The sequence below is a fragment of the Amycolatopsis anabasis genome, from assembly GCF_009765355.1.
In the GTDB taxonomy this organism is placed as follows: domain Bacteria; phylum Actinomycetota; class Actinomycetes; order Mycobacteriales; family Pseudonocardiaceae; genus Amycolatopsis; species Amycolatopsis anabasis.
Genome location: NZ_VTHK01000085.1, coordinates 1 through 21,022, shown reverse-complemented (window position 1 = coordinate 21,022; position 21,022 = coordinate 1). Strand labels below are relative to the sequence as shown.

At 69.8% G+C, this 21,022-nt stretch carries 22 protein-coding genes; 12 read left to right on the top strand and 10 right to left on the bottom strand.

The window, feature by feature from the left end; all coding sequences use genetic code 11:
- Positions 1–13: 13 nt before the first annotated feature.
- From FXO23_RS47045 to FXO23_RS47015, 7 genes are all read right to left on the bottom strand, one after another.
- Entirely contained in the window at positions 14–490 is a 477-nt protein-coding gene (locus tag FXO23_RS47045; RefSeq protein WP_158895091.1) for a flavin reductase family protein, read from the bottom strand.
- Entirely contained in the window at positions 487–1,884 is a 1,398-nt protein-coding gene (locus tag FXO23_RS47040) for a dihydroorotase (protein WP_158895089.1), read from the bottom strand. Before FXO23_RS47040 ends, FXO23_RS47045 begins: the two co-directional genes overlap by 4 nt.
- On the bottom strand, positions 1,872–3,002 hold the full coding sequence (locus FXO23_RS47035; RefSeq protein WP_158895087.1) for an acyl-CoA dehydrogenase family protein: 1,131 nt from the start codon (positions 3,000–3,002) through the stop codon (positions 1,872–1,874). The genes FXO23_RS47040 and FXO23_RS47035 overlap by 13 nt, the downstream gene beginning before the upstream one ends.
- Complete coding sequence (locus FXO23_RS47030; protein WP_158895085.1) at positions 2,984–4,024, bottom strand: PrpF domain-containing protein; 1,041 nt, start codon at positions 4,022–4,024, stop codon at positions 2,984–2,986. Before FXO23_RS47030 ends, FXO23_RS47035 begins: the two co-directional genes overlap by 19 nt.
- On the bottom strand, positions 4,024–5,823 hold the full coding sequence (asnB, locus tag FXO23_RS47025) for an asparagine synthase (glutamine-hydrolyzing) (protein WP_158895083.1): 1,800 nt from the start codon (positions 5,821–5,823) through the stop codon (positions 4,024–4,026). Before asnB ends, FXO23_RS47030 begins: the two co-directional genes overlap by 1 nt.
- An 8-nt stretch (positions 5,824–5,831) precedes the next feature.
- Positions 5,832–6,590 (bottom strand): cupin domain-containing protein, encoded by a 759-nt coding sequence (locus FXO23_RS47020; protein ID WP_218952385.1) that lies wholly within the window; start codon positions 6,588–6,590, stop codon positions 5,832–5,834.
- Positions 6,591–7,230: 640 nt separating this feature from the next.
- Positions 7,231–7,815 carry a TetR/AcrR family transcriptional regulator gene (locus tag FXO23_RS47015; RefSeq protein ID WP_158895079.1) on the bottom strand — a complete coding sequence of 195 codons (585 nt, stop codon included), beginning with the start codon at positions 7,813–7,815 and terminating at the stop codon, positions 7,231–7,233.
- A gap of 275 nt (positions 7,816–8,090) precedes the next feature.
- On the opposite strand from FXO23_RS47015, the gene FXO23_RS47010 reads away from it, so the two are divergent.
- The 4 genes from FXO23_RS47010 to FXO23_RS46995 all read left to right on the top strand — a co-directional run bounded on the left by FXO23_RS47010 (position 8,091) and on the right by FXO23_RS46995 (position 11,544).
- On the top strand, positions 8,091–8,513 hold the full coding sequence (locus FXO23_RS47010; RefSeq protein ID WP_158895077.1) for a GlcG/HbpS family heme-binding protein: 423 nt from the start codon (positions 8,091–8,093) through the stop codon (positions 8,511–8,513).
- Positions 8,514–8,577: 64 nt separating this feature from the next.
- Entirely contained in the window at positions 8,578–9,795 is a 1,218-nt protein-coding gene (locus FXO23_RS47005; protein WP_158895075.1) for a Cmx/CmrA family chloramphenicol efflux MFS transporter, read from the top strand.
- The gene (locus FXO23_RS47000) at positions 9,755–9,940 is read left to right on the top strand and encodes a tautomerase family protein (RefSeq protein ID WP_158895073.1); all 186 of its coding nucleotides are present in this window, start codon (positions 9,755–9,757) and stop codon (positions 9,938–9,940) included. The genes FXO23_RS47005 and FXO23_RS47000 overlap by 41 nt, the downstream gene beginning before the upstream one ends.
- 86 nt (positions 9,941–10,026) lie before the next feature.
- Positions 10,027–11,544: an FAD-binding oxidoreductase gene (locus tag FXO23_RS46995; protein WP_158895071.1), complete on the top strand. Its 1,518-nt coding sequence runs from the start codon at positions 10,027–10,029 to the stop codon at positions 11,542–11,544.
- A 9-nt stretch (positions 11,545–11,553) separates the two neighbouring features.
- Here the strand turns inward: FXO23_RS46995 and FXO23_RS46990 are convergent, their stop codons facing one another.
- Positions 11,554–13,035 (bottom strand): FAD-dependent monooxygenase, encoded by a 1,482-nt coding sequence (locus tag FXO23_RS46990; protein WP_218952384.1) that lies wholly within the window; start codon positions 13,033–13,035, stop codon positions 11,554–11,556.
- A 59-nt stretch (positions 13,036–13,094) separates the two neighbouring features.
- On the opposite strand from FXO23_RS46990, the gene FXO23_RS46985 reads away from it, so the two are divergent.
- The 8 genes from FXO23_RS46985 (at position 13,095) to FXO23_RS46950 (ending at position 19,164) form a co-directional block, all read left to right on the top strand.
- A complete protein-coding gene (locus FXO23_RS46985) occupies positions 13,095–13,604 on the top strand; it encodes a MarR family winged helix-turn-helix transcriptional regulator (protein WP_158895069.1) in 510 nt (169 codons plus the stop codon).
- A 469-nt stretch (positions 13,605–14,073) separates the two neighbouring features.
- Positions 14,074–14,934: an isocitrate lyase/PEP mutase family protein gene (locus FXO23_RS46980; protein WP_246258524.1), complete on the top strand. Its 861-nt coding sequence runs from the start codon at positions 14,074–14,076 to the stop codon at positions 14,932–14,934.
- Positions 14,931–15,914, top strand: a complete 984-nt coding sequence (locus FXO23_RS46975) for a bile acid:sodium symporter family protein (protein WP_158895065.1) — start codon at positions 14,931–14,933, stop codon at positions 15,912–15,914. Before FXO23_RS46980 ends, FXO23_RS46975 begins: the two co-directional genes overlap by 4 nt.
- Positions 15,915–15,926: 12 nt before the next feature.
- Positions 15,927–16,157, top strand: a complete 231-nt coding sequence (locus FXO23_RS46970; RefSeq protein WP_158895063.1) for a hypothetical protein — start codon at positions 15,927–15,929, stop codon at positions 16,155–16,157.
- 36 nt (positions 16,158–16,193) lie between these two features.
- Positions 16,194–16,451, top strand: a complete 258-nt coding sequence (locus tag FXO23_RS46965; RefSeq protein ID WP_158895061.1) for a hypothetical protein — start codon at positions 16,194–16,196, stop codon at positions 16,449–16,451.
- Between the two features lie 68 nt (positions 16,452–16,519).
- Positions 16,520–17,176, top strand: coding sequence for a GOLPH3/VPS74 family protein (locus tag FXO23_RS46960; protein WP_158895059.1), 657 nt, complete (start codon positions 16,520–16,522; stop codon positions 17,174–17,176).
- A 43-nt stretch (positions 17,177–17,219) separates the two neighbouring features.
- On the top strand, positions 17,220–18,104 hold the full coding sequence (locus tag FXO23_RS46955) for a class I SAM-dependent methyltransferase (RefSeq protein WP_158895057.1): 885 nt from the start codon (positions 17,220–17,222) through the stop codon (positions 18,102–18,104).
- A 133-nt stretch (positions 18,105–18,237) separates the two neighbouring features.
- Entirely contained in the window at positions 18,238–19,164 is a 927-nt protein-coding gene (locus tag FXO23_RS46950) for a LysR family transcriptional regulator (protein ID WP_158895055.1), read from the top strand.
- A gap of 167 nt (positions 19,165–19,331) precedes the next feature.
- Here the strand turns inward: FXO23_RS46950 and FXO23_RS46945 are convergent, their stop codons facing one another.
- Together FXO23_RS46945 and FXO23_RS46940 are read right to left on the bottom strand one after the other, a co-directional pair.
- Positions 19,332–19,793 carry a carboxymuconolactone decarboxylase family protein gene (locus FXO23_RS46945; RefSeq protein ID WP_158895113.1) on the bottom strand — a complete coding sequence of 154 codons (462 nt, stop codon included), beginning with the start codon at positions 19,791–19,793 and terminating at the stop codon, positions 19,332–19,334.
- Between the two features lie 100 nt (positions 19,794–19,893).
- Positions 19,894–20,835: a LysR family transcriptional regulator gene (locus FXO23_RS46940; protein ID WP_158895053.1), complete on the bottom strand. Its 942-nt coding sequence runs from the start codon at positions 20,833–20,835 to the stop codon at positions 19,894–19,896.
- Between the last annotated feature and the right edge of the window lie 187 nt (positions 20,836–21,022).

Here is a 21,022-nt window from a genome sequence, read left to right as displayed (position 1 = left end):
CCTCCAAGGGTTTCTAGTTCGCGGGCACCAGTCGCTGGTACTGGCGCCCGTGGTAGACGAGCGGTTCGCCGGTCCGGGTGCGGACCGCGGCCACCTCGGCGAGCAGGACGCTGTGGTCCCCGGCGTCGACCGTTTCGATCCGGCGGCATTCGACGTTCGCCAGCGCATCGGGATGCACCGGCGCGCCGCCCCGGCCCGGGCCGAACCCGGCTCCGGCGAACCGGTCCGCGACCGGGGTGGAGAACCGCACCGCCAGCTCCTGCTGCTCGGCCGTGAGCACGTTCACCGCCAGCCATTCGCACCGGCTGAACACCGGATGCGAGCGGGAGGTCTTGGCCAGGCAGACCAGGACCAGCGGCGGGTCCAGCGAAACCGAGGTGACCGAGGTCGCGGCGAATCCGCGCGGGGTGCCCGCCTCGTCGACGCAGGTCACCACGCAGACTCCCCCGGCGAGCGAGGCCATCGCCTCGGTGAATCCGGCAACGGTCATCGGGCGGCTCCTTCCAAGGTGCGGGCCGGCGGCAGCCACATCCCGGACGCGCTGCCGAAGTGGGTGGCGCCGCCGAGATGCCGGTCGAACACGAGCTCACCGCGGCGCACGGTGGCCTCCACCCGGCCGGTGAACAGCCAGCCGTGGTACGCCGACCACCCGCATTTGGCCTCCACGCCGTCGAGCGACCAGTTCACGCCGGGATCGACGAGCACGAGATCGGCGTCGAGGCCCGGGGCGATCCGCCCCTTCCGGTGGTCCAGGGCGAACAGGCGGCTGGGCCCTTCGGCCAGCACCCGGACCGCGATCCGCAGCAGATCGCCCGCGGGCTCGTCCGGCAGGCGGCGGCGCAGACCGGTGAACAGGGCCGGGAAGAGCTCCTGCACCCCGGGCAGTCCGGGCGGGGCCGCCGCGACCGGTTTGGTCTTGTCGGCGAACTCGTGCGGTGCGTGATCACTGCCGACCGACCAGACGTGACCTTCGATCACCGCCTCCCACAGGCGATCCTGATCGGCCTGCTCGCGGATCGCCGGGCTCAGCCGGATCCGCGAACCGAACCGGGCGGTGTCCGCCGCGGTGAACGACAGGTGGTGGCCGGTCACCTCGAACGTGATCGGCAGCCCGGCGGCGCCGGCCGCGGTGAGCAGATCGGCCTCCTCCCGGCTGGACACGTGCAGCACGTGGGCCGCGGTTCGGTGGCGGCGCACCAGCTCGATGAGTTTCGCCACCGCGACCACCCCGCCGGTTCGCGGGCGGTGCCGTTCGTAGTCGCGGTACCCGGCGGGTTCGCCGAGCCAGCCGTCCAGCAACGCGAAGACGTCGTCGTCCTCGGCGTGGAACAGCAGGCGCAGCCCGCGCTCGGCCGCGACGCGGAACAACCGGTCCAGGCTCGCCGGATCGCGCAGCACGTGCGGCGCGGTGTGGTGGCCGGTCAGGAAAGCCTTGGCGGACACCGCTTCCTCGGGGGTGAACTCGGCCAGCCGGTCCACGGCGGCCGGATCGACCCCGGCGTGGAAGCGGTAGTCGACCAGGCTCGTCCCGCCGATTTCCGCGTCCTTCGCCCGCGCGTCGGCCGGGGTGAAGGTGGCCGGTTTGGTGTTGGGCATGTCGATCACCGTGGTGATCCCGCCCGCCACCGCGGCGCGCGAGGCGCTGGCCCAGTCCTCCTTGTGCGTCAGGCCGGGCGTGCGGAAGTGCACATGCGAGTCGATCAGCCCGGGGAGCACGTAGCGCCCGGCCGCGTCGATCGTCTCGGTGGCGGGCGCGCCGCTGCCGGCGGGCAGGATGTCGGCCACCCGGCCGTCCCGCACCGCCACGTCGGCGGGCCGGGTGCGCTCCGCGTTCACGATCGTGCCGGACCGCACGATCAGGTCGTAGCCGGTCATGCCGCCCATGGGGTGCTCACCAACTCCCTGCTCAGCTCGTTCGTCGGCCCCATCAGCGCGACCGCGCGCGCGTCGCGGGCCATCCGGTTGATCGGGTTGGCGGCCACGTACCCGGCGCTGCCGAGCATCCGGGCCACCGCCTGCACGACCTCTTCGGCCGTCTGCGAGGCGAAGATCTTGCTGTGCAAGGTGACCTCGCCCGGTTCGGCGGCTTCCCGGCGACCGGCCCGTTCCACCAGCGCGCGGGCCGATTCGACCCGCCCGCGCAGATCGACCAGGCGGTGCCGGATCGCCTGCTGGCCCAGCATCGACTTGCGCAGGGCCGATTCGAAGCCCAGATCCCAGGCGGCTTCGGCGATCCCGACCGACACCGCGCCGAGAGTGGCGCCGGACTGCCGGACGCCGGCGATGATCCGGCTCGCCCGGTCGCGCGGGCCGAGCAGGGCGTCCGGCCCGATCTCGCAGTCGCGCAACTCGATGAACCCGGTGGCCGAGGACCGCATGCCGACCAGGTCCAGCCCGAGGTCCGGCTCGATGCCCGGGGTGGGCGCCGGGATCAGGAAGAAACTCTGCCCGTTCGAGCCGTAGGCGGTATCGTCCACATCGGACACCGGGGTGGTCTGGGCGAGCACCAGGTAGATGTCGGCCAGTCCGGCGCCGGTGGTGAACGCCTTGCCACCGCTGATCGACCAGCCGCCGTCGGCGCGTTCCTCGGCCTGGGTGGCCAGGTTCTTCTTGGCCGCGCCCGCGCCGGTTTCGCTCCACGCGGACGCGGCCAGCCACCGGCCCGAGGCGAGTTTGGGCAGGATCTCGTGCCGCTGCTCGTTCGTGCCCCATTCGGCGATGCGGCTGCACACCGCCAGGTGCTGGAACAGGATGATCGCGGTGGACGGATCGTGGTACGCGATCTCGGCGATGCGGCGGTTGACCTCGAGCGAACTCGCACCCGAGCCGCCGAACCGGCGCGGCACCGACAACCCGGGCAGGCTGGACGCGCGGACGGCTTCGAGCACCTCGCGCGCCGGTTTCCCCGCCTCGTCGGCGGGTTTCACATGCTCGTCGAGCACCTCCAGCAGGGCCGCGTCGCCCGTCGCGCGGGGCCGTTCGGTCACGTCGAGAGCAGGCATGTGTCCTCCTTCCGGACATGGGGCTGGAGCGAATCGATGGTGATGGCGCCGGTGAACGTGACCGCCTTCTCCGGCACGCTCACCCAGGACAGTTCGCTGTCCGGTTCGTTGCCGGAGACCGACGCGGCCGCCACGGTGACGCCGCCCTTGGTGCGGATCTCGAGCGGGTTGCCGGGGCGGGCGGCCGCACCGGCCAGCTTGAACGGGATCGTGCCGCGGATCTTGCTGGCCGCGCCGAGGCAGACGGCCCCGGTCAGCGCGAGGGTCGGATGCCAGGACGGCACCGAGATCGCCCGTACGGCGACCGCCTGGTCACCGGCGGGCAGCACCGCCGCGACCTTCGGGAACGCGCCGTCGACCGGCCAGCCGTAGCTGGTCGCGGCGGACCGGCGGATCCGGCTCATGGTGTCGAACAGCTTTTCGTTGTCGGCGAACAACTCGTCCTCGGTGTGCACGCCGAGGTCCTCGGCCGCGAGGAACACGTAAGGATTGCCGACCGACACCCCGCTGATCCGGATGCCGCCGTCGTCGTAGGGCAGGTCCGTGGTGGTGGTGCCCAGGGGCAGCAGGGATTCCAGGCGGACCGCGGGGTGGTTCAGGAAGTGCGCGGTGAACGTGGTGCGGTTGCGCACCGATTCGTCCACCTCGCAGACCACGTGGTCGTCGTTGTTCCGCACCCGGACGCGCACCCGGTGTTCCGGGGCGAGCTTGCCGACCCAGCCGAGCCGGCTCGCGACGACCACCGACGACAGCACCGAATGTCCGCAGCTGCCGCGGAAGTCGAACCGGGTGCGCTCGCCGGGGAGCACCTGGACGAACCGGTAGTCGATGTCGAACAACGGATGCGCCGACGGTGTCACCAGCGCGATCTTGGTGATGTGGTCCAGGCCCTGCCGGGCGAGCCAGCCGGTGGCGTCGCCCAGGGCCGCGGACAGTTCGGCCTCGCCGGCGGGCAGCGAGTCCGCGGTCAGGACCAGGGTGGAACTCGGGCTGCCGTGGGCGTGTGCGATGTGCGCGAGCATCAGGCTGCCTTTCTGGTTTCGGTGACCTCGCCGCGCCCGGCGACCTGTTCCAGCCAGATCTGGTGGATCAGCAGGGACCAGATGGCCAGGGCCGACTGGTCGTCGGGCCGCCGCGCCTGCCGGTCGAACAGGCCGCGGACGGCGACCGGATCGAGTTGGCCGTCCCGGCCGAGCCGGTGGGCGGAAAGCTCGTCCCGGGCGTAGTCGAGCAACGGCTGGCCTTCGGTGAGCATCGCCGTGATCGGCAGGGTGAACGGCTGCTTGGGCCGGTTCAGCACCGCGTCCGGCACCAGGCCGCGGGCCGCCGCGTAGAGCGTCCGCTTGACCTCGTCGCCCCGCACGCGCAGATCGGCGGGAAGGCCGGCGGCGAGCCCGGTCACCGCGGGCTGGCAGAACGGGAGCCGGACCTCCACCGAATGCGCCATGGACAGGTGGTCGACGCGGCGCAGGTGGTAGGCGGGCAGTCGCTGGTCGACCTCCAGCCGGGTGATCGCCGCCAGCCGCGAGCCGGAATCGGCGCGCAGCGATTCCCTGATCCGCTCGGCCTCGGTTCCGTTGTGCCGCAGGTAATCGCGATAGTCCTCTGTGTACAGTTCGGTGCGCAGCGCCGGCGGCACCGCGGCCAGGGCGTCGACGTAACCCCGGTCCCAGTCCGTCCCGGCGGCCAGCGCGTCCCGGATCCGGGAGTACCCGCCGAAGATCTCGTCGGCGGCGTCCCCGGTGAGCGCGACCTTGAACCCGGCGTCGTGCACCGCCTGGAACAACACGTAGGTGCTGACCGTGATGGGATCGGCGTTCGGCTGGCCGAGGTGCCAGACGACCTCCTCCAGCAACCGGGGGAAATCGGCGGGATCGGCCTCCACCTGGTGGTAGCGGGTGCCGCAGCGTTCGGCCACTTCGCGGGCGAACCGCTTCTCGTCGAAGGGCCAGTCGCCGGTGTAGGCGATGTTGAAGCTGTGCAGGTCCGGCACCCGCTCGGCGAGCAGGGCGGTCACCAGGCTGGAATCCAGGCCCCCGCTGGTGATCGCCGAGATCGGGACGTCGGCCAGCGCCAGCCGCTGGGTTTCGGTGCGCAGCACGTCCCGCGTCCACGCACCCGCGTCCTCGAGGCCGGTGAACTCCCGCTCCACCCGCACCCCGGACCGTTTCCGGACGTGGAGCCCGGATTCCCGGGTGAACACCGCGGTCGACGCCCGGGGCAGGACCCGGATGTCGGAGAACATGGTCTGCTCGCCGAACGGCGTCTTCGTGGTCAGATAAGCGTCCAGGCCGGGGAGCCAGCGGTCCCGGCCCAGACCGGGCACGGTCAGCAGGGCAGGCAGCTCGGAGGAGAAGTACAGCGCGCTGTTGCCGGAGTCCCAGTGGTAGTAAAGGGGTTTCATCCCGGCGTCGTCGGTGGCCAGTACCAGGGTCGGCTCGGCCCGCGTGTCCAGGATCGCCACGGCGAACATCCCGTCGAGGTGGTCGACGAATTCGAGGCCGTACCGGTGGTACAGCGCCGGGAGCACGTTCCCGTCGCAGTGGTCGTGGAAGACGTAACCCTCGGCGTGCAGCCGGCGGCGCAGGGCCCAGTGGTTGTAGATCTCCCCGTTGAACACCACCCGGATGTCCTTGCCCAGGTGGTAGGGCTGCCGGCCGCCGTCGAGGTCGACGATCGCGAGCCGGTTGTTGCCCAGTGCCCAATCCTCGCCCTGGGCACGAAATTGGGCGTCCGGACCGCCGTGGCGCTGCAGTGCCGACACCACGCGGAGGTGGTGGCGGGTGAGGGTGCCACCCAGATGCCCGTAGATTCTGCACATGTCGTCGGTTACCTCACTTCCGCGGTCACCCCGGCGCTCGCGTAGAGGGCCGGGTCGAACGGGGTCGGACCGCCGCAGGTGACGAATCGGCCCGCGGCCGGATCGGTTTTCGGGTTCCGCGCGCCGTGCGGAACGCCCGGGGCGGCGAACAGCACGTCGCCCGCGGACACCTCGTGCCAGCGGTCGATCAGGTACAGCTGCCCGTCGCCTTCGAAGGCGATGAACGCCTCCTCGCTTTCCGGGTGCTGGTGGACGTTGAACGTCTGGCCCGGCTCCTGCATCCCGCAGTGCAGGCACAGCCGCGCGCTCCCGGTGCCCGGCCAGAACACGAAATTCATCACCGCTCCCCCGGTCCGGTCCTCGCCGAAGCTCCCGGTGAAACCGCGCAGCTGGGTCTCGTCGTCGCTCAACCGCCCGGTCAGGCGCGGTGCCTCGCCGCGGGGTTCGCCGCCGACGAGCTTGGTGCGCCAGACGTACGCGGTCATGCCCTCGGTTCCGGCTTCCAGCTCGAGGGTGTGTCCGGTCGGCGAATGCACCGCGTCCCCCCGGGCCACCCGCTCGCGGTGCGCGGTGACATCGGCGTGCCCGCCGCCCGCGAAGATCACCGCGATGTTCTCCTCCTCGGGCGACCAGCCGAGGCGCCACACCTGTTCCGGGGCGACTTCGACGACGTTGAGCGTCACCTTCCCCGCCCCCGTGGCCGGGCCGACCGGCTCGGCCACCCGTCCCCAGTCGAACGGGGCGAACGTGAAATCGGCGTACCGCACAATGGTTCCCCGTATTTGATCAGTAAGCACTGGAACTCCAATGTGGATTGGGAAACGTGATCACTGGCGAGCTGTTCTCCATTTCGCCGCCGTGGGCGACCATAAATGAGTGATCCCGGGTCTGGCAAAGTCGGCAAAAATACCCACACGCCTTTGGTGACCGAGGGTTTCTGGTGCAAATGGAGTAGGAAAATTGACTGAATCGGGTCAGTCCACATGCGCCGAACCACGCATAGCCCGGCGACAAGATCGAAGCGGCGCGACAATGTCCTGAAATCGGCAATCCGCGAGCTTTGTGACAACGCTCACAACACGCCAGGTAGTGAACTGCCAGGGCTCGTCAAACTAGTACCCAATGAGGTTTTCTCGGTGAGTTGTGGTGCTGTCCCGCCGCGAGTTGCACACTCAGGCACGCGAGTTACACGTTCGGGTACGTGAGTCGCACACTCGGGCGGGCAAGTTCCCCACCCGGGCACCCGGCGAAGCACGGCGCGAAGCCACACACCGAGAAAACCTCAATGGACCAGAAGTCCAGAGCATGACCAAAAAGGAGTACCGGCGACAATCGACCGGTGAATACCGGCTGAATCGCACGCCAAGACAGCGGCCGACAGAAACTCCGGCCGCCGCCTTGGGCGGACTATTCGGGAATCGCGGCCAGCGCGATATCGACAACCTGGGAAAGCATGGGCTGGTCCGGGCACACCGCACTCATCACCCGCAGCCCTTGAATCATGGTGACCAGGAAATTCGACAGCGCGGGCACGTCGGCCTCGGCGGGCAACTCGCCCATGCTGCGCGCCATGTACAGCGTCGCGCAGAACGAATCCTGCAGCGCGGTGATGGCGTCGCGCACGATCCGGTTGGTGGTCGCGTCGTGCGGCACCCGTTCGGTGATCGCCATGACCAGCAGGCAGCCCGGCCGGCCGGGCTCCTCCAGCGCGTCGTCCACCCGGCCGAGCAGCAGATCCCGCATCACCTGGCGGACCGGCACCCGCTTCGCCAGCGCACGCCGCGTCGCGTCGGTGGTCTGCTGGACGTACCGCTGGAGCGCGAGCTCGTAGAGGCCGTGCTTGCTGCCGAACGCCGCGTACAGGGACCCGCGGCCGATCCCGGTCGCCTCGACCAGATCCTGGATCGAGGTGGCCTCGAAGCCGCGCCACCAGAAGACCTCCATGGCCTTCTGCACGACGGCGTCGGTGTCGAACTCGCGCACCCGGGACATACGATCAGCCTAACGATGGTGGAACGACCGGTCAAGTTAAGGGTAGCCAAACTTGACCATTCGATACAGATATCATCGATCAACTTGCTTACCGAGCAGGGTTTTTCTGGAAATCTGACGTCATCGCCAGCCCCGATGTCCCTGGTTTCTTTACCGAGCGATCCATTTTTGCTACGGTCGAGGCGTGGCCGTCGCCGTTGCGCTCCGGCCTCCGGGGCGGACGCGGGCGGCCAGGCAAGGAGCAACCCGACTAGCCAGGCAGGAGTTCGCCAGCAATGCCCAACGTGCAACGCCGTACCTCCATCAGCGACGAGTTGGCCTGGAAGATCGTCGACGCGGCGCACGACGCCGCGAAGCAGACGGAGAAGCGCTTCGCGATCTCCGTGGTCGACGAGTCCGGCAACCTGAAGGCGTTCCTGCGCCAGGACGGCTCCAAGCTCAACGCCGTTCAGGTGTCGCAGGACAAGGCCTACACCGCGGCGTCCTCCGCGATGCCGACCGAGCAGTGGTCCGAGGTCCTCAAGAAGGACGAGGTGATCGCCGCGGGCGCGCCGACCGCGATCTCGCGGCTGGTGACCATGGGCGGTGGCCTGCCCATCACCGTCGACGGCGAGATCGTCGGCGCGATCGGCGTCTCCGGCGCGCACTGGACCGATGACGTCAAGATCGCGGAAGCCGGACTGTCGGCCATCTCCTGATCGCGAGGGCGGGCACCCGCGGCTCCCCCGCGGGTGCCACCTCTCCCCTCCCAAGGAGCATTCGATGCCTATTGCCTTGTTCGTGCTCGGGCTGACCGTGTTCAGCCTGGGCACGACGGAGTTCATGATCGCCGGTCTGCTCCCCGAGCTGGCCCGGGCGTTCGACGTGTCCCTCCCCGACGCGGGCCTGCTGATCTCGCTGTTCGCACTGGGCGTGGTGGTGGGCGCGCCGCTGATCACCGCGGCGACCACCCGGATCCCGCGCAAGGCCGCGCTGATCGCGCTGCTGGTGGTCTTCATCGTCGGCGAGACCATCGCGGCCCTGGCGCCGTCCTACGGGGTGCTGATGATCGCCCGGGTGGTCACCGCGATCGCGCACGGCTCGTTCTTCGGGATCGGCGCGGTCGTCGCGGCCAACCTGGTGGAGCCCGCCAAACGCGCGCGGGCGATCGCCATCATGTTCGGCGGGCTGACCATCGCCACCATCGCCGGGGTTCCGATGGGCACCTTCATCGGCCAGCACCTGGGGTGGCGGGCCACCTTCCTCGCGGTGGCGATCCTCGGCGTGATCGACCTGATCGGGGTGATCGCCCTGGTCCCGCACCAGCCGCCGTCGCGGCACATCGGCGTGCGGCACGAACTGTCCGCCTTCGCCAACCCGAAGGTGTGGCTGGCCCTGGGCACCACCATGCTCAGCCAGGCGGCCCTGTACACCGCCTACACCTACATTTCCCCGCTGCTCACCGATTTCACCGGCTTCACCGCCGGGTGGGTGCCGCCGCTGCTGATGCTCTTCGGCGTCGGCACGTTCCTCGGCAGCGTGCTGGGCGGGAAGTTCGCCGACCGGACGCTGCTGGGCACGCTGTGCGCGGGGCTCGCCCTGCTCGCGGTGATGCTCGGCGCGTTCTCCCTCGCCGCGCACAGCCAGATCGCCATGGTGATCACGCTGTTCCTGTTCGGGGTGGCCAGCTTCCTGATCAACCCGGCGCTGCAGACCCGGGTGATGAACGAGACCGAGGCGGCGCCCACGCTGGCCAGCACGGCCAACATCTCCGCGTTCAACATCGGCAACGCGGCCGGGCCGTTCCTGGGCGGGCTCGGGATCAGCGCCGGTGCGGGCCTGCTGTCGCCGAGCTGGATCGGCGCCGCGCTCGCGATCGGTTCCCTCGGCCTGGCCGGGCTTTCGGTGCTGTCCGACCGGCGGAGCGCGGACCCGGTGAAACACGAGGAGGTGACCACGAATGCCAGTCGTGAACGTGAACTGGTGGAAAGGCGCCGGTGAGCAGCAACGGCGCGAACTGGTCGAGGAAGTGACCAAGACCGTCTCCCGGATCGCGGGCTGCCCGGCCGCGGCGGTGACCGTCATCGTCAGCGACGTCGAGCAGGACCACTGGGGGACCGGGGGACGGCTGGCCGCTGATCTCTAGCGGCCGGCCCCGGACGCGGGGCCGGGCGGTGCCTCCGACTACTGGCCGCCCGGCCCCGCGTTCCCTTTTCTGCGAGGTGAAAGCCGATGGAATCGAGCATCGTGCGGCCGGGTGACCCCCGGTACGCCGACCTGACGACCGGGATGAACCAGCGGTACGCGAGCAAACCCGACTACGTCCGGCTCCCCCGCTCGACCGAACAGGTCGCGGCCGCCGTGCGGGACGCCGTGTCGTCCGGCAGGCGCCTCTCCGTGCGCAGCGGCGGCCACTGCTTCGAGGATTTCGTGTTCCACCCGGACGTCCGGGTGCTGCTCGATCTGTCCGGAATGGACACTGTGTACTTCGACGACGAACACCGGGCGTTCGCGGTGGAGGCCGGGGCCCGGCTGCTGGACGCCTACGAGCGCCTCTACCGCGGCTGGGGCGTCACCATCCCCGGCGGCATCTGCTACTCCGTCGGCGCGGGCGGGCACGTCACCGGCGGCGGGTACGGGTTGCTGTCCCGGCAGCACGGGCTGACCGTGGACCACCTGTACGGGGTCGAGGTGGTCGTGGCCGATGCCGACGGCCGGGTGCGGCCGGTGGTCGTCACCCGCGACTCGACCGGCCCCGAGGGCGACCTGTGGTGGGCGCACACCGGTGGTGGCGGCGGCAACTTCGGCGTGGTCACCCGCTTTCTGTTCTCCTCGCCCGGGGACGAGCCGCTGGTGCGCCCGCCGGAGGATGTGCTGGTCGCCGTGGTCGCGCTGCCCTGGGATCGCCTGGACGAGGCGCGCTTCGCCCGGCTGCTGGGCAACTACGGGCAATGGCACTGGGCGAACCGGGACGCCGGCTCCCCCGGCGCGCCGCTGTCCAGCCTGCTGATGCTCAACCACCGGTCCAACGGCTGCGCGGGGCTGGTCGCGCAGATCGACGCGAACGCGCCCGGCGCCGCGCGAGTGCTCGAGGACTACCTCGGTTCGGTGGCCGGCGGGCTCGGCGGCGGTTCGGCCGAGGTGGCGATCGGCGAATTCGGCCCGATGCCCGGCCTCGAGCGGCCGCGGCGGCTGCCGTGGTTGCAGGCCACCCGGTATCTGGGCACGAACACGCCGATCCTGAACAACCCCACGGTCCGGGCCGAGCACAAGTCCGCCTACACCCGCACTCCCCTGACCGGCGCTCAACTGTCCACCGCGTACCGGCAGCTCACCAGGCCCGATGTGGACAATCCGAACGCGATGCTGGTGGCCTTTTCCTACGGCGGGCGGATCGGTTCGGTCGCCCCCGCGGACACGGCGTGCGCGCAACGGGACAGCATCTTCAAACTGCTGTACCAGTCGTTCTGGACCGGCGCCGAGCAGGACGCGGCGAACCTGGCGTGGGTGCGGGACTTCTACCGCGAGATGTACTCCGGCACCGGCGGGGTGCCGGTGCCCGGCGACCGCACCGACGGCTGCTACGTCAACTACCCGGACGCCGATCTGTCCGACCCCGCGTACAACACGTCCGGGGTGCCCTGGCACACCTTGTACTACAAGGACAACTACCCGCGGCTGCGGCGCGCCAAGGCCGCCTGGGATCCGGGGAACGTCTTCCGCCACGCCCAGTCCGTGCGGCCGGGCTGAGGCCCCGCGTCACGCCGGGCCGAACCAGGTGGTGAGCCCGTCTTCCAGGCCGGACCGGGTGGCTGCGGTGAAGGCGACGTAACCGTCCGGGCGGCACAGGGTCGCCGCCGCACCGAGCGGTTCGCTGGTGCGCAGCCGCACGACGTCCACCCGGTCCTGCCACTTCCGGGCGGCTTCGGCGAGGTCGCCGTCCCCGTTCACCAGCAGCACCGGCCGCGCCGCGTGCAGCAGACCGGCGACCGTGCGCGGGCCTTCGGTGGTCTCGAGCGGCACGTTGGGCAGGAAGTGACCGTCCAGAGTGGACGATCCGGGCGCGGCGGGGCGGTAGGCGACGCTCTGGCCGCTGATCAGGTCCGCCACGTAGCGGTTCGGCTCGTCGAACGACAGCAGGTCCCGGACCAGGTCGCGCAGCGGATCCTGCTCCGGGCCGGGGCGCATCAGCGCCGCCTGCGCGCGGGTGTTCGCGATGACCCGCTCGCCGACCGGATGCCGCTCGGTGTGGTAGGTGTCCAGCAGGGAATCCGGAGCCGAACCGGTGGCCACCATCGCCAGCTTCCAGCCCAGGTTGAACGCGTCCTGCAGGCCCAGGTTGAGCCCCTGCCCGCCGAGCGGGGAATGCACGTGGGCGGCGTCCCCGGCCAGCAGGACCCGGCCCGCCCGGTACCGATCGGCGATCCGGCAGAAGTCGCTGAAGCGGCCGAGGAAACCGGGCTGGTCCATCGGGACCTCGCGCCCCACGATCCGGGCGGTCGTCTCCTGGAGTTCGGCGAGATCCAGCGGGGCGTCCCGGCCGGGCAGCGGGTGCGTGAAGTCGTGGGTGAGCAACCTGCTCTGTCCCAGGGGGTTGACGTTGATCAGCATCCAGCCCTGGTCGGTGTGCACCCACCCGTTGGGACAGGACGCGGGGTCGAGCAGGCGGACCAGGCCGAGGATTCCGGCGAACGTGGCGGGGTGGCTGGTGCTCGGGATGCCCGCCTCGCGGCGCACCATGCTGCGCGCGCCGTCGCAACCGACCACGTAGTCCGCGCGGATCGGGTACTCGTCGTCGCCGTGGCGCACGGTGACCCGGGCCGCGTCCGCGTCCGCGCGCAGGGCGACGCCCTCGTGGCCGCGGCGGATGTCCACCCCGCGGTCCCGCGCCCGCGCCTCCAGGAACCGTTCCACCGCGGCCTGGGACTGCCCGACGATCGGCGGCCCCTCGATCGCGGGCGCCTCGATAGTGAGGGCCGACATGCCGCCGAAGTGGAAGGGCACGAGCACGGTCTCGTCCGGATCCCGCTCACCGGGCGCGGGTTCGGCGAGGTAGCCGCGCCGCAGCAGGGACTGCGCGGTCCGCGCGTGCAGGGTGCCCGCCCGGGGCTCGTCATGGGTTTCGGTCAGCGTCTCGATGAGCGTGGTGCGCACCCCGTGCAACCCCAGTTCGCCGGCCAGCAGCATGCCCACCGGGCCGCCGCCGACGATGAGCACGCCGGTGCGATGCGCCTCGGTCACGACGTCCTCCGCGACACTTCGACAACGGAACCTACGACATCGAAGTGTACGCTTTCGGAATGACACGTGACTTCATCGACGACGTGATGGACCAGTGGCGTGCGCAACGCCCGGATCTGGATCCCGCGCCGATGGGCGTGCTCACCCGGATGACCCGGATCGCCCGCCGCGTCACGCTGCATCTGGAGGAGTCGCTGCGGAAGTTCGGGTTGCAGCCCGCCGAGTTCGAGGTGCTCTGCGCGCTCCGCCGCGCCGGGCCGCCGTACGAGCTGACGCTGCGCGAGGTCGGGAACTGGATGCTCGCCACCGGCAGCACGATGACCAGCCGCATCGACCGGCTCGTCGACTCGGGCCTGATCGACCGGCGGCAGAATCCGGCGAACCGGCGCACCGCCCTGCTCCGGTTGACCCGCAAGGGACTTCGCTTGGTGGACAAGGCCATCGCGGCCGACCTCGCCACCGAGCGCGCCCTGATCGCCGGGCTCGGCAAAGCGGATCAGCGCGCGCTGGCCGACCTGTTGCGCCGCCTGTGCCGCTCGATGGGCGAAAGCGCCGACGCGCCGCACTGATCGGGCACGGGTAACCCACCGTGCACGGAAAGTCCGTTCCGGGGCGACTGGCCCACAAATGGCCCAATCGCGAGCTATGCACGGATTCCCTTGCTTGCCAAGGGGTGCGGGCGAGTTTCCACCCGCCTTGCTGAAGCCGCCGAACCGCCCGCGCGGCGCGCCCGTTCCCGTTGTCGCACCTGATACCGCATGCGGGATGCCCACGCCAAAAACACGAACTGTTTTCAGCATCCGATCACCGCCGGATAACGGTTCACTGAGCGTATAAACCTCGGTCCACCTGTTTGTGGTTTGGCGCACGTTCCTTTTCTCCAATAGGATTGACACGTAACGGTGAGTCGGCAGCACAGCGCGGTGCGAACGGCTTCCTATTCCGGAATTCTCCTTGCTGACACATTTCCACGACATTCCAGGTGGAGGAACAATGCAGTACGGAACGGCACTCAGACATGCCGTGGAGTCCCCGGTAGTGACCCCGCTCATCGGAATATACGACATGTTCTCGGCGTCCATCGCGGCCAAGCACTTCGACGGGATGTTCGTGTCCGGCTTCGGGTTCGCCGCCTCGTACTACGGGCTGCCGGACATCGGATTCATCGCCTGGCCGGATATGGTCGGCTTCGTCCAGCGCCTCCGGCTGGCCTTTCCCGAGCACCATCTACTGGTCGACATAGACGACGGTTACGTGGATCCCGAAGTCGCCTGCCACGTCGTCGAGCACCTGGAGGCGATCGGCGCGTCCGGGGTCATTCTGGAAGATCAGCAGCGCCCGCGCAGGTGCGGACATGTCGACGGCAAGAAGATCCTGCCGCTGGACGAGTACCTGCAGAAGCTCGAACTGGTGCTGGCGACCCGCCGGGATCTCGTTGTGGTGGCGCGCACCGATGCCACCGAGGAGTCGGAGATCCTGCGGCGCGCCGAGGCATTGGCCGCCACCGACGCGGACGTCCTGCTCGTCGACGGCGTGCGCAGCATCGAGTGGATCCGCAAGGTCCGCCGGGTCGTCGGCGGCAAACCGTTGCTGTTCAACCAGATCGCCGGTGGCAAGTCGCCCCGGATCTCCCTGCCCGACCTGCGCACCCTGGGGGTCGACGTCGCCATCTACAGCACTCCCTGCCTCTTCGCCGCACAGGGCGCGATCGAATCGGCGCTGCTCGAGCTGCAAGCGGCCGAGGGCAGGCTCCCGGAGCGGACCGCGGACAGCATCGGCGTGCCCGAGGCGCAGGCCCTGCTCGAACGCAACATCAGCCGGCACCACCCGAAGCCGCCGATACCGGAACAGGCCCGGCGCCAGCGCCCGGCCGTCCCGGCGGGAGCGAAGATTTCTTGATCCGCACGCGAATCGACCCCTATGTGCTGGCCATCGTCGCGGTCGCCGCGGTCGCCACCGTTCTCCCGATCCGCGGCGAGGCCGCCACCGCGGCGGAGACCGTGATCAAGGTGGCGATCGGTGCGCTGTTCTTCCTGTACGGTTCCCGGTTGCCGACCGCGGCAGTCTGGGACGGGGTGCGCAACTGGCGGTTGCACCTGGTGATCCTGCTCTGCACGTTCGCGTTCTTCCCGGTGCTGGGCCTGACGGCTCGAACGCTGGCGCCGGGACTGCTACCCGAACCGCTGTACGGCGGGCTGATCTTCCTCTGCGTCCTGCCCTCGACCGTGCAGTCGGCCATCACGTTCACCTCGCTGGCCGGTGGCAACGTCGCCGCCGCCGTGTGCAGCGCGTCGTTCTCCAACGTACTCGGGGTGCTGATCACCCCGGTGCTGACCGGACTGCTGCTGACCACCGAGGTGAACGGGCTCTCGCCGGCGTCGCTGCGGGACATCGCGTTGCTGCTGCTCGTTCCGTTCGTCGCCGGTCAACTCCTGCGACCCGTGCTGGTGAACCGGTTCGATCGGCATCGCACCACACTGCGGCACCTCGACCGCGGGGTGATCCTGGCCGTCGTCTACTCGGCCTTCAGCGAGGGCGCGGTGACCGGGGTCTGGCACCGGCTCACCCCGGTGCAGGTGCTGCTGCTCGTCGCGGTGGCCGGGGCGCTGCTGGCCGTGGTCCTCGGCACGATCGGCCTGGTGGCGCGGTGGCTCGGGTTCACCCGCGAGGAACGCATCACCATCGTCTTCTGCGGTTCGAACAAGAGTCTCGCCAGCGGCCTGCCGATGGCGACGGTGCTGTTCGCCGGGTCCACCGTGAGCCTGATCGTGCTGCCCCTGATGCTCTACCACCAGATCCAGCTCATCGTCTGCGCGTGGCTCGCCCGCCGGTTCGCGGCCATGCCCAGCGCGGAAAGCCACTCCGATTCCGCTTCCTGAAAGGACGACACCATGCGCACGTCCCGCAAAGCCGCCGTCACCCTGGCCCTCGCCGGAGCGTTCACCGCCGCCGCGACGGTTCCCGCCCATGCGGAGACCTGGGGACCGACGTGCAAAACCAGCGGGTTCACCCTGATCGCGTTCTGCCCGACGTTCGGCGACAGCCTGCTGGAGGTCGACCGGACGCTCAACTCCGTCATCGGGAACGGCAGCGCCGGAAGTGACCACGACGGCGAAGGTTGAGATGAGAAACCCACCGAGAACAAAGGAGTATCCGGAATGAAACGCATTGTGGCCACCGCGGGAGCTTTGGCGGTGGGGTTGGGAATACTGCTCGGATCCCCGGCGGCGGCCGCCGCAGCCGAGGCCCAGCAGGCCATCCCCGAGAGTGTCTGCGAGCTGGGCGGCGGCGAGGCACAGGAATCGGAGAAGAGCCCGACCGGTAAGTTGTGCGTCGGCGGCGTGTTCAACGACCTGCCGGTGTCCGATGAGGACGAACCGAACGAACCCGGCGGGCCGGAGGACACGCGCCCCTGACGGCCGAGGCGGGTGGCCCGGACACCGGGCTCACCCGCCTCCCCGCCGCGGTTGTCTACCCTGGTCCTATGCGGACACTGCCTGAGGAACTCCTGCTGCTGGCCATCGAGGACGGGACGGGGTCGGTGCTGGCCACGGCCCGGCTGGACCTGGGGCTCGCCGCCGGCCAGCTGGCGGAACTGGCCATCGCCGGCCGGATCCGGCTCGAGGGTGACCGGGTCGCCGTGCTCGATCCCGCGCCCACCCGCGACGCCGAACTCGACGAAGCGCTGGCCGACCTCCACACTCGGAGGCGAACCCCGGCCGTGGCGTCCTGGCTTCAGGGCCGCCGCAACACCCTGCGGGGCTCCTATTTGCAGCGGTTGTCCGACGACGGGCTGATCGAGGTCACCGCGAAACGCGTCCTGGGCGTCTTCCCCGCCGAGCGCTACCCGATCCGCGACGAGGCGGCCAAGGCGAAGATCCGCGAGCGGCTGGACGCCGTGGTGATTTCGGACGAATCGCCCGACCAGTACACGGGCAGCCTGGCGGCATTGGTGCACGCGGTCGGGCTGGGCCAGGTGCTGTATCCCGGGTCGGACGGCAAGGCGGCGCGGGCTCGGCTCGCCGAACTGGCGCGTGGCGAATGGGCCGCGAACGCGGTCTCCCAGGCGGTCGCCGCGGTGACCGCGACCTTCGCCGCCATCATCGCGGCCGGGACGGCGACCACGGCGGCAACCCAGTAAATTCGGTGGCTCGGGCGCGCCGGGCGTCATTAGCCTGGCGCCGATGATCTACGAACATCCGCTGGCCTATCTGCTGGGCCTGGAAGGCATCGCCCTGATGCGCGCGTTCACCGGGGAGCACGATCGCACGTTCGTCGAGGCGCGTATCGCCGAGATTCGCCGGCTGCTCGACGACGAATCGCTGGCGGGCCCGGGGGTGGACGTCGCTCGTGTGGACACGGTCTCGGGTTACCGGGCCTGGTCGGCAACGTACGACGAAACTCCCAACGCCGCGTTCGACTTCGAGGGCGTGGTCAAGGAGATCGTCGACCCGCTGCCCGCGGGTGCCGCCCTGGACGCGGCGTGCGGCACCGGCCGGTACGCGGCGGCCTTGGCCAAACGGGGCCATCGAGTCGTCGGGGTGGACAGCTCGCCGGAAATGCTCGCCCTCGCTCGTGAACGGGTGCCGCAGGGCGAATTCCTGCTCGGGGACCTGCACCGGCTCCCGGTGGCCGACGATGAAGTGGATCTGGTCGTCTGCGGCCTGGCGCTGACGCATCTTCCCGCGCTCGAACCGGTGCTGGCGGAGTTCGCGCGGGTGCTGCGGCCGGGCGGGCACCTGGTGATCGTCGACGTTCACCCCGAACGGGTGGCGCGGGGCTCCAATCCGGCCGTGCGCGGGCCGGACGGGCAACCGGGTCGGTTGCCGGGTTATCGTCATTTGGTCGGGGACTATTTGCGCGCCGCGTTGGAGGTGGGGTTGCAGGTGCGGCGCTGCGAGGAACCGCAGGGGGCCGCGGCGGACTCGGCTCGGACGCCGTCTGAGACGGTGGGGCCTTGGGAGCAGTGGCCTTGGTCGCTGGTCGACATGGTGCCGGAGGCGGAGAGTGCGGCGAATGCCGGAGTCCCGGCGATGATCATTTGGGATTTCCAGAGTGTGGGGGGTTGAGTTCCCCGTTCCGGTAGCTGAACTTCACGTTCGGGCATGCGAGTTGCGCGTTCGGGGCAGTGAGTTCCGCGTTCCGCACAACAGACCCGGGAGAATGACTACGCACGAGTTCATTCAGCGCTAGCCTCGCTGAATGGAGCTGCGGCAGATCGAGCACTTTCTCGCGGTGGTGCGGCATGCGAGTTTCACCGGGGCCGCGCAGGAGGTCCACATCGTCCAATCGGCGTTGAGCGCGTCGGTGCGCAAGCTGGAAACCGAGCTCGGCGGGCCGTTGTTCGAACGCACCACTCGTCGCGTGGCGCTGACCGAAGCCGGTCGTGCCTTGTTGCCGGTGGCGCACCGGGTGGTGGCCGACATGGCCGCCGCGCGGGGCGAAGTGTCCGCGGTGCTCGGCCTGACCAGGGGCAGGGTGTCGATCGGCACCATCCAGGCGCTGACCGTGGTCGACCTCCCGCGGGAGATCGGCGAATTCCAGCAACGGCACCCCGGTCTCCGGATCCACGTGCGCGATGGGCTGGTCACCGAACTGACCGAGGCGGTGGTCAACGGGGAACTCGATCTGGCCTACCTCGCCGCGGACGGTCCGGTTCCGGCGAACCTGACCGCCTTCGCGCAGTGGAGTCAGCGCCTCGTGCTGGTGACCTACCCCGGGCACCGGCTCGCGCACCGGCGGCGAGTCCGGCTCGCCGAGATCGCCGATGAGCCGTTCGTGGACTTCAGCGGGAGCGGGATGCAGGCGATGGTCCGCCGGCGGATGGCCCAAGCCGGGTTGCGGCACGATCCGGTCTGCGAGGCGACACACCTTCCGCTGCTGATCGAGTTCGTGACCGCCGGACTCGGAGTGACCATCATTCCGCAGGCCGCCGCCGAACGCGCGGGGCTGCCGTTCGCGCGGATCGAGCGGGTCGGCTTCACCAGAACGATCTACCTCGCCGGCCGGCAGTCCACCCCGCTCAATCCCGCGGCGAGGGCGCTGCTGACTCACCTGACGCGCACAGGAGTCCGCACCCGGCCAACGCGAGAGCCATCGCCAGCAGCCCCTCCCCCAGGAGCCCGGTGAGCCCGGCGAGCACGAAGGCCCGCACGGCGAACGAACGCAAGAGCCGAGCGACGTCCGAAGTCGTCGTGTCCCCGGGGTTGGTGTTGGACATGCACCGAGTGTCCGGCCCCGCCCGGCGTTCGGTCCAACACCGTTCCGCGCTGTGATTCAGCTCCGAGATCGATCAATCAGCCCCAGGTGGTGCCCGCCGGTTCCTTGATGGTGGCGTTGATCCGGTTGAACAGGTTGGTGGTGGCGATCCACAGGATCAGGGCGGAGAGTTGCCGCTCGTCGTAGTGGTCGGCCACCTCGTCCCAGAGTTCGTCCGGCACCGCATCCCCCGACCGGTCGGCGAGCCGGGTCACGGCTTCGGCGAGTGCCAGCGCCGCGCGTTCCTCTTCGGAGAAGTACGGCGCCTCCCGCCAGGCCGCCACCGCGAACAACCGCTCCTCGGTCTCGCCCGCCTTCTTGGCGCCGCGGGAGCCCATATCGACGCACGCGCTGCACCCGTTGATCTGGCTCGCCCGCAGGTGGACGAGCTCCAGGATCCGCTGCGGCACTCCCCCCTTGTTCGTGGCCTTGTACAGGCCCTGGATGGCGGTCATGGCGTCGGGCAGGACCATCGCCGGGTTCTTCATCCGCGCTTCCATCGTGTCCTCCAGGTCGATCCGGTTCGTCACCGCACTGACGGATCCGGACCGGAGAATGTGACCGGACGACCTGAGACGAGGGCCACATACCCTGTGAGCGCTAACCGCTCAGGCCGAACCCGGCGCGGTCCGCGGCGGGCAGCAGCACGTCCCGCGGATCGGGGCGCCGGTAGCTCGCGGTGACGTGGTCAAGGAGGCTCGGCAGGGCGGGGTGCCGGTTGTCGCGGCGCCACAGCAGGGACATCGGGTACACCGGGGCGGGCCGCGTGATCGGGATCCGGGCGACCCGCGGATGCCAGGGCTGCCGGGTCTTCTCGCCGCCGAAGGTGATCCACTCGTCGGTCTGGCTGAGCTTCTCCATCAGGTATTCGTCGCCGAAATTGGGACCGGAGTTGTCGATCCGGATGTCGTAGTCCGCCGCGAGTTCCAGGTAGAACTCGGCCCATTCGCTGCCCGCGACGTTGCCGGGCATCCGGGCGGTCGAGCCCGCCAACTCGGCGAACCGCACCTGCTTCCGGCCCGCGAGCCGGTGCTTGTGGCCGACCAGGAGATGCATCGGTTCCAGGTAGGCGGGCGCCCACGTGATCGCCTCGTCCAGGGTGCCGGTGACCCGGGCGAACGCGGCATCGATCGACCCGCGCACGAGTGCGGGGTGTGCGGACCGCAGCCCGTTCGAGGTGACGATGTCGATGGCCACCTCGCCGTGCAGTTCGTGGAAGGCCCGGAGCAGCTCGGTCGAGGCGAGCTTGGTGCTCAGCACGTCGACGCGCAGCGCGCCGTGCCTGCGGCGCACCGATTCGGTGGCCTGGTCGGCCAGGCCGATCAGACCGCGGGCGTGGGCGAGGAAGGCTTCACCGTCCTTGGTCAACCCGGCTCCGCCGCGCGACCGCCGGACCAGGGGTACGCCGAGGTCGGCTTCCAGTTTGGCGATTCGCTTGGATATCGCCTGCTGGGTGAGCCCGAGCCGGTCGGCCGCCGCACCGAAGTTCCGCTCGTCGGTGACGGCGACGAAGGCGCGCACCGCTCCGAGATCCAGCTCCATGCCATCCCTCCGCACAACTCCTGGTTGTCGATCGCGCGCGTGTCAGTTGTTGGACTTGCCTGCCCGGTATCCGATCCAATGCGCGAGCCGGAGAAGACCCTACAACCAGGAGGAGTGCGATCGTGGCCTCTTTCGTCCACCTGCATGTCCACACCGAGTACTCGATGCTCGATGGTGCGGCGAAGAT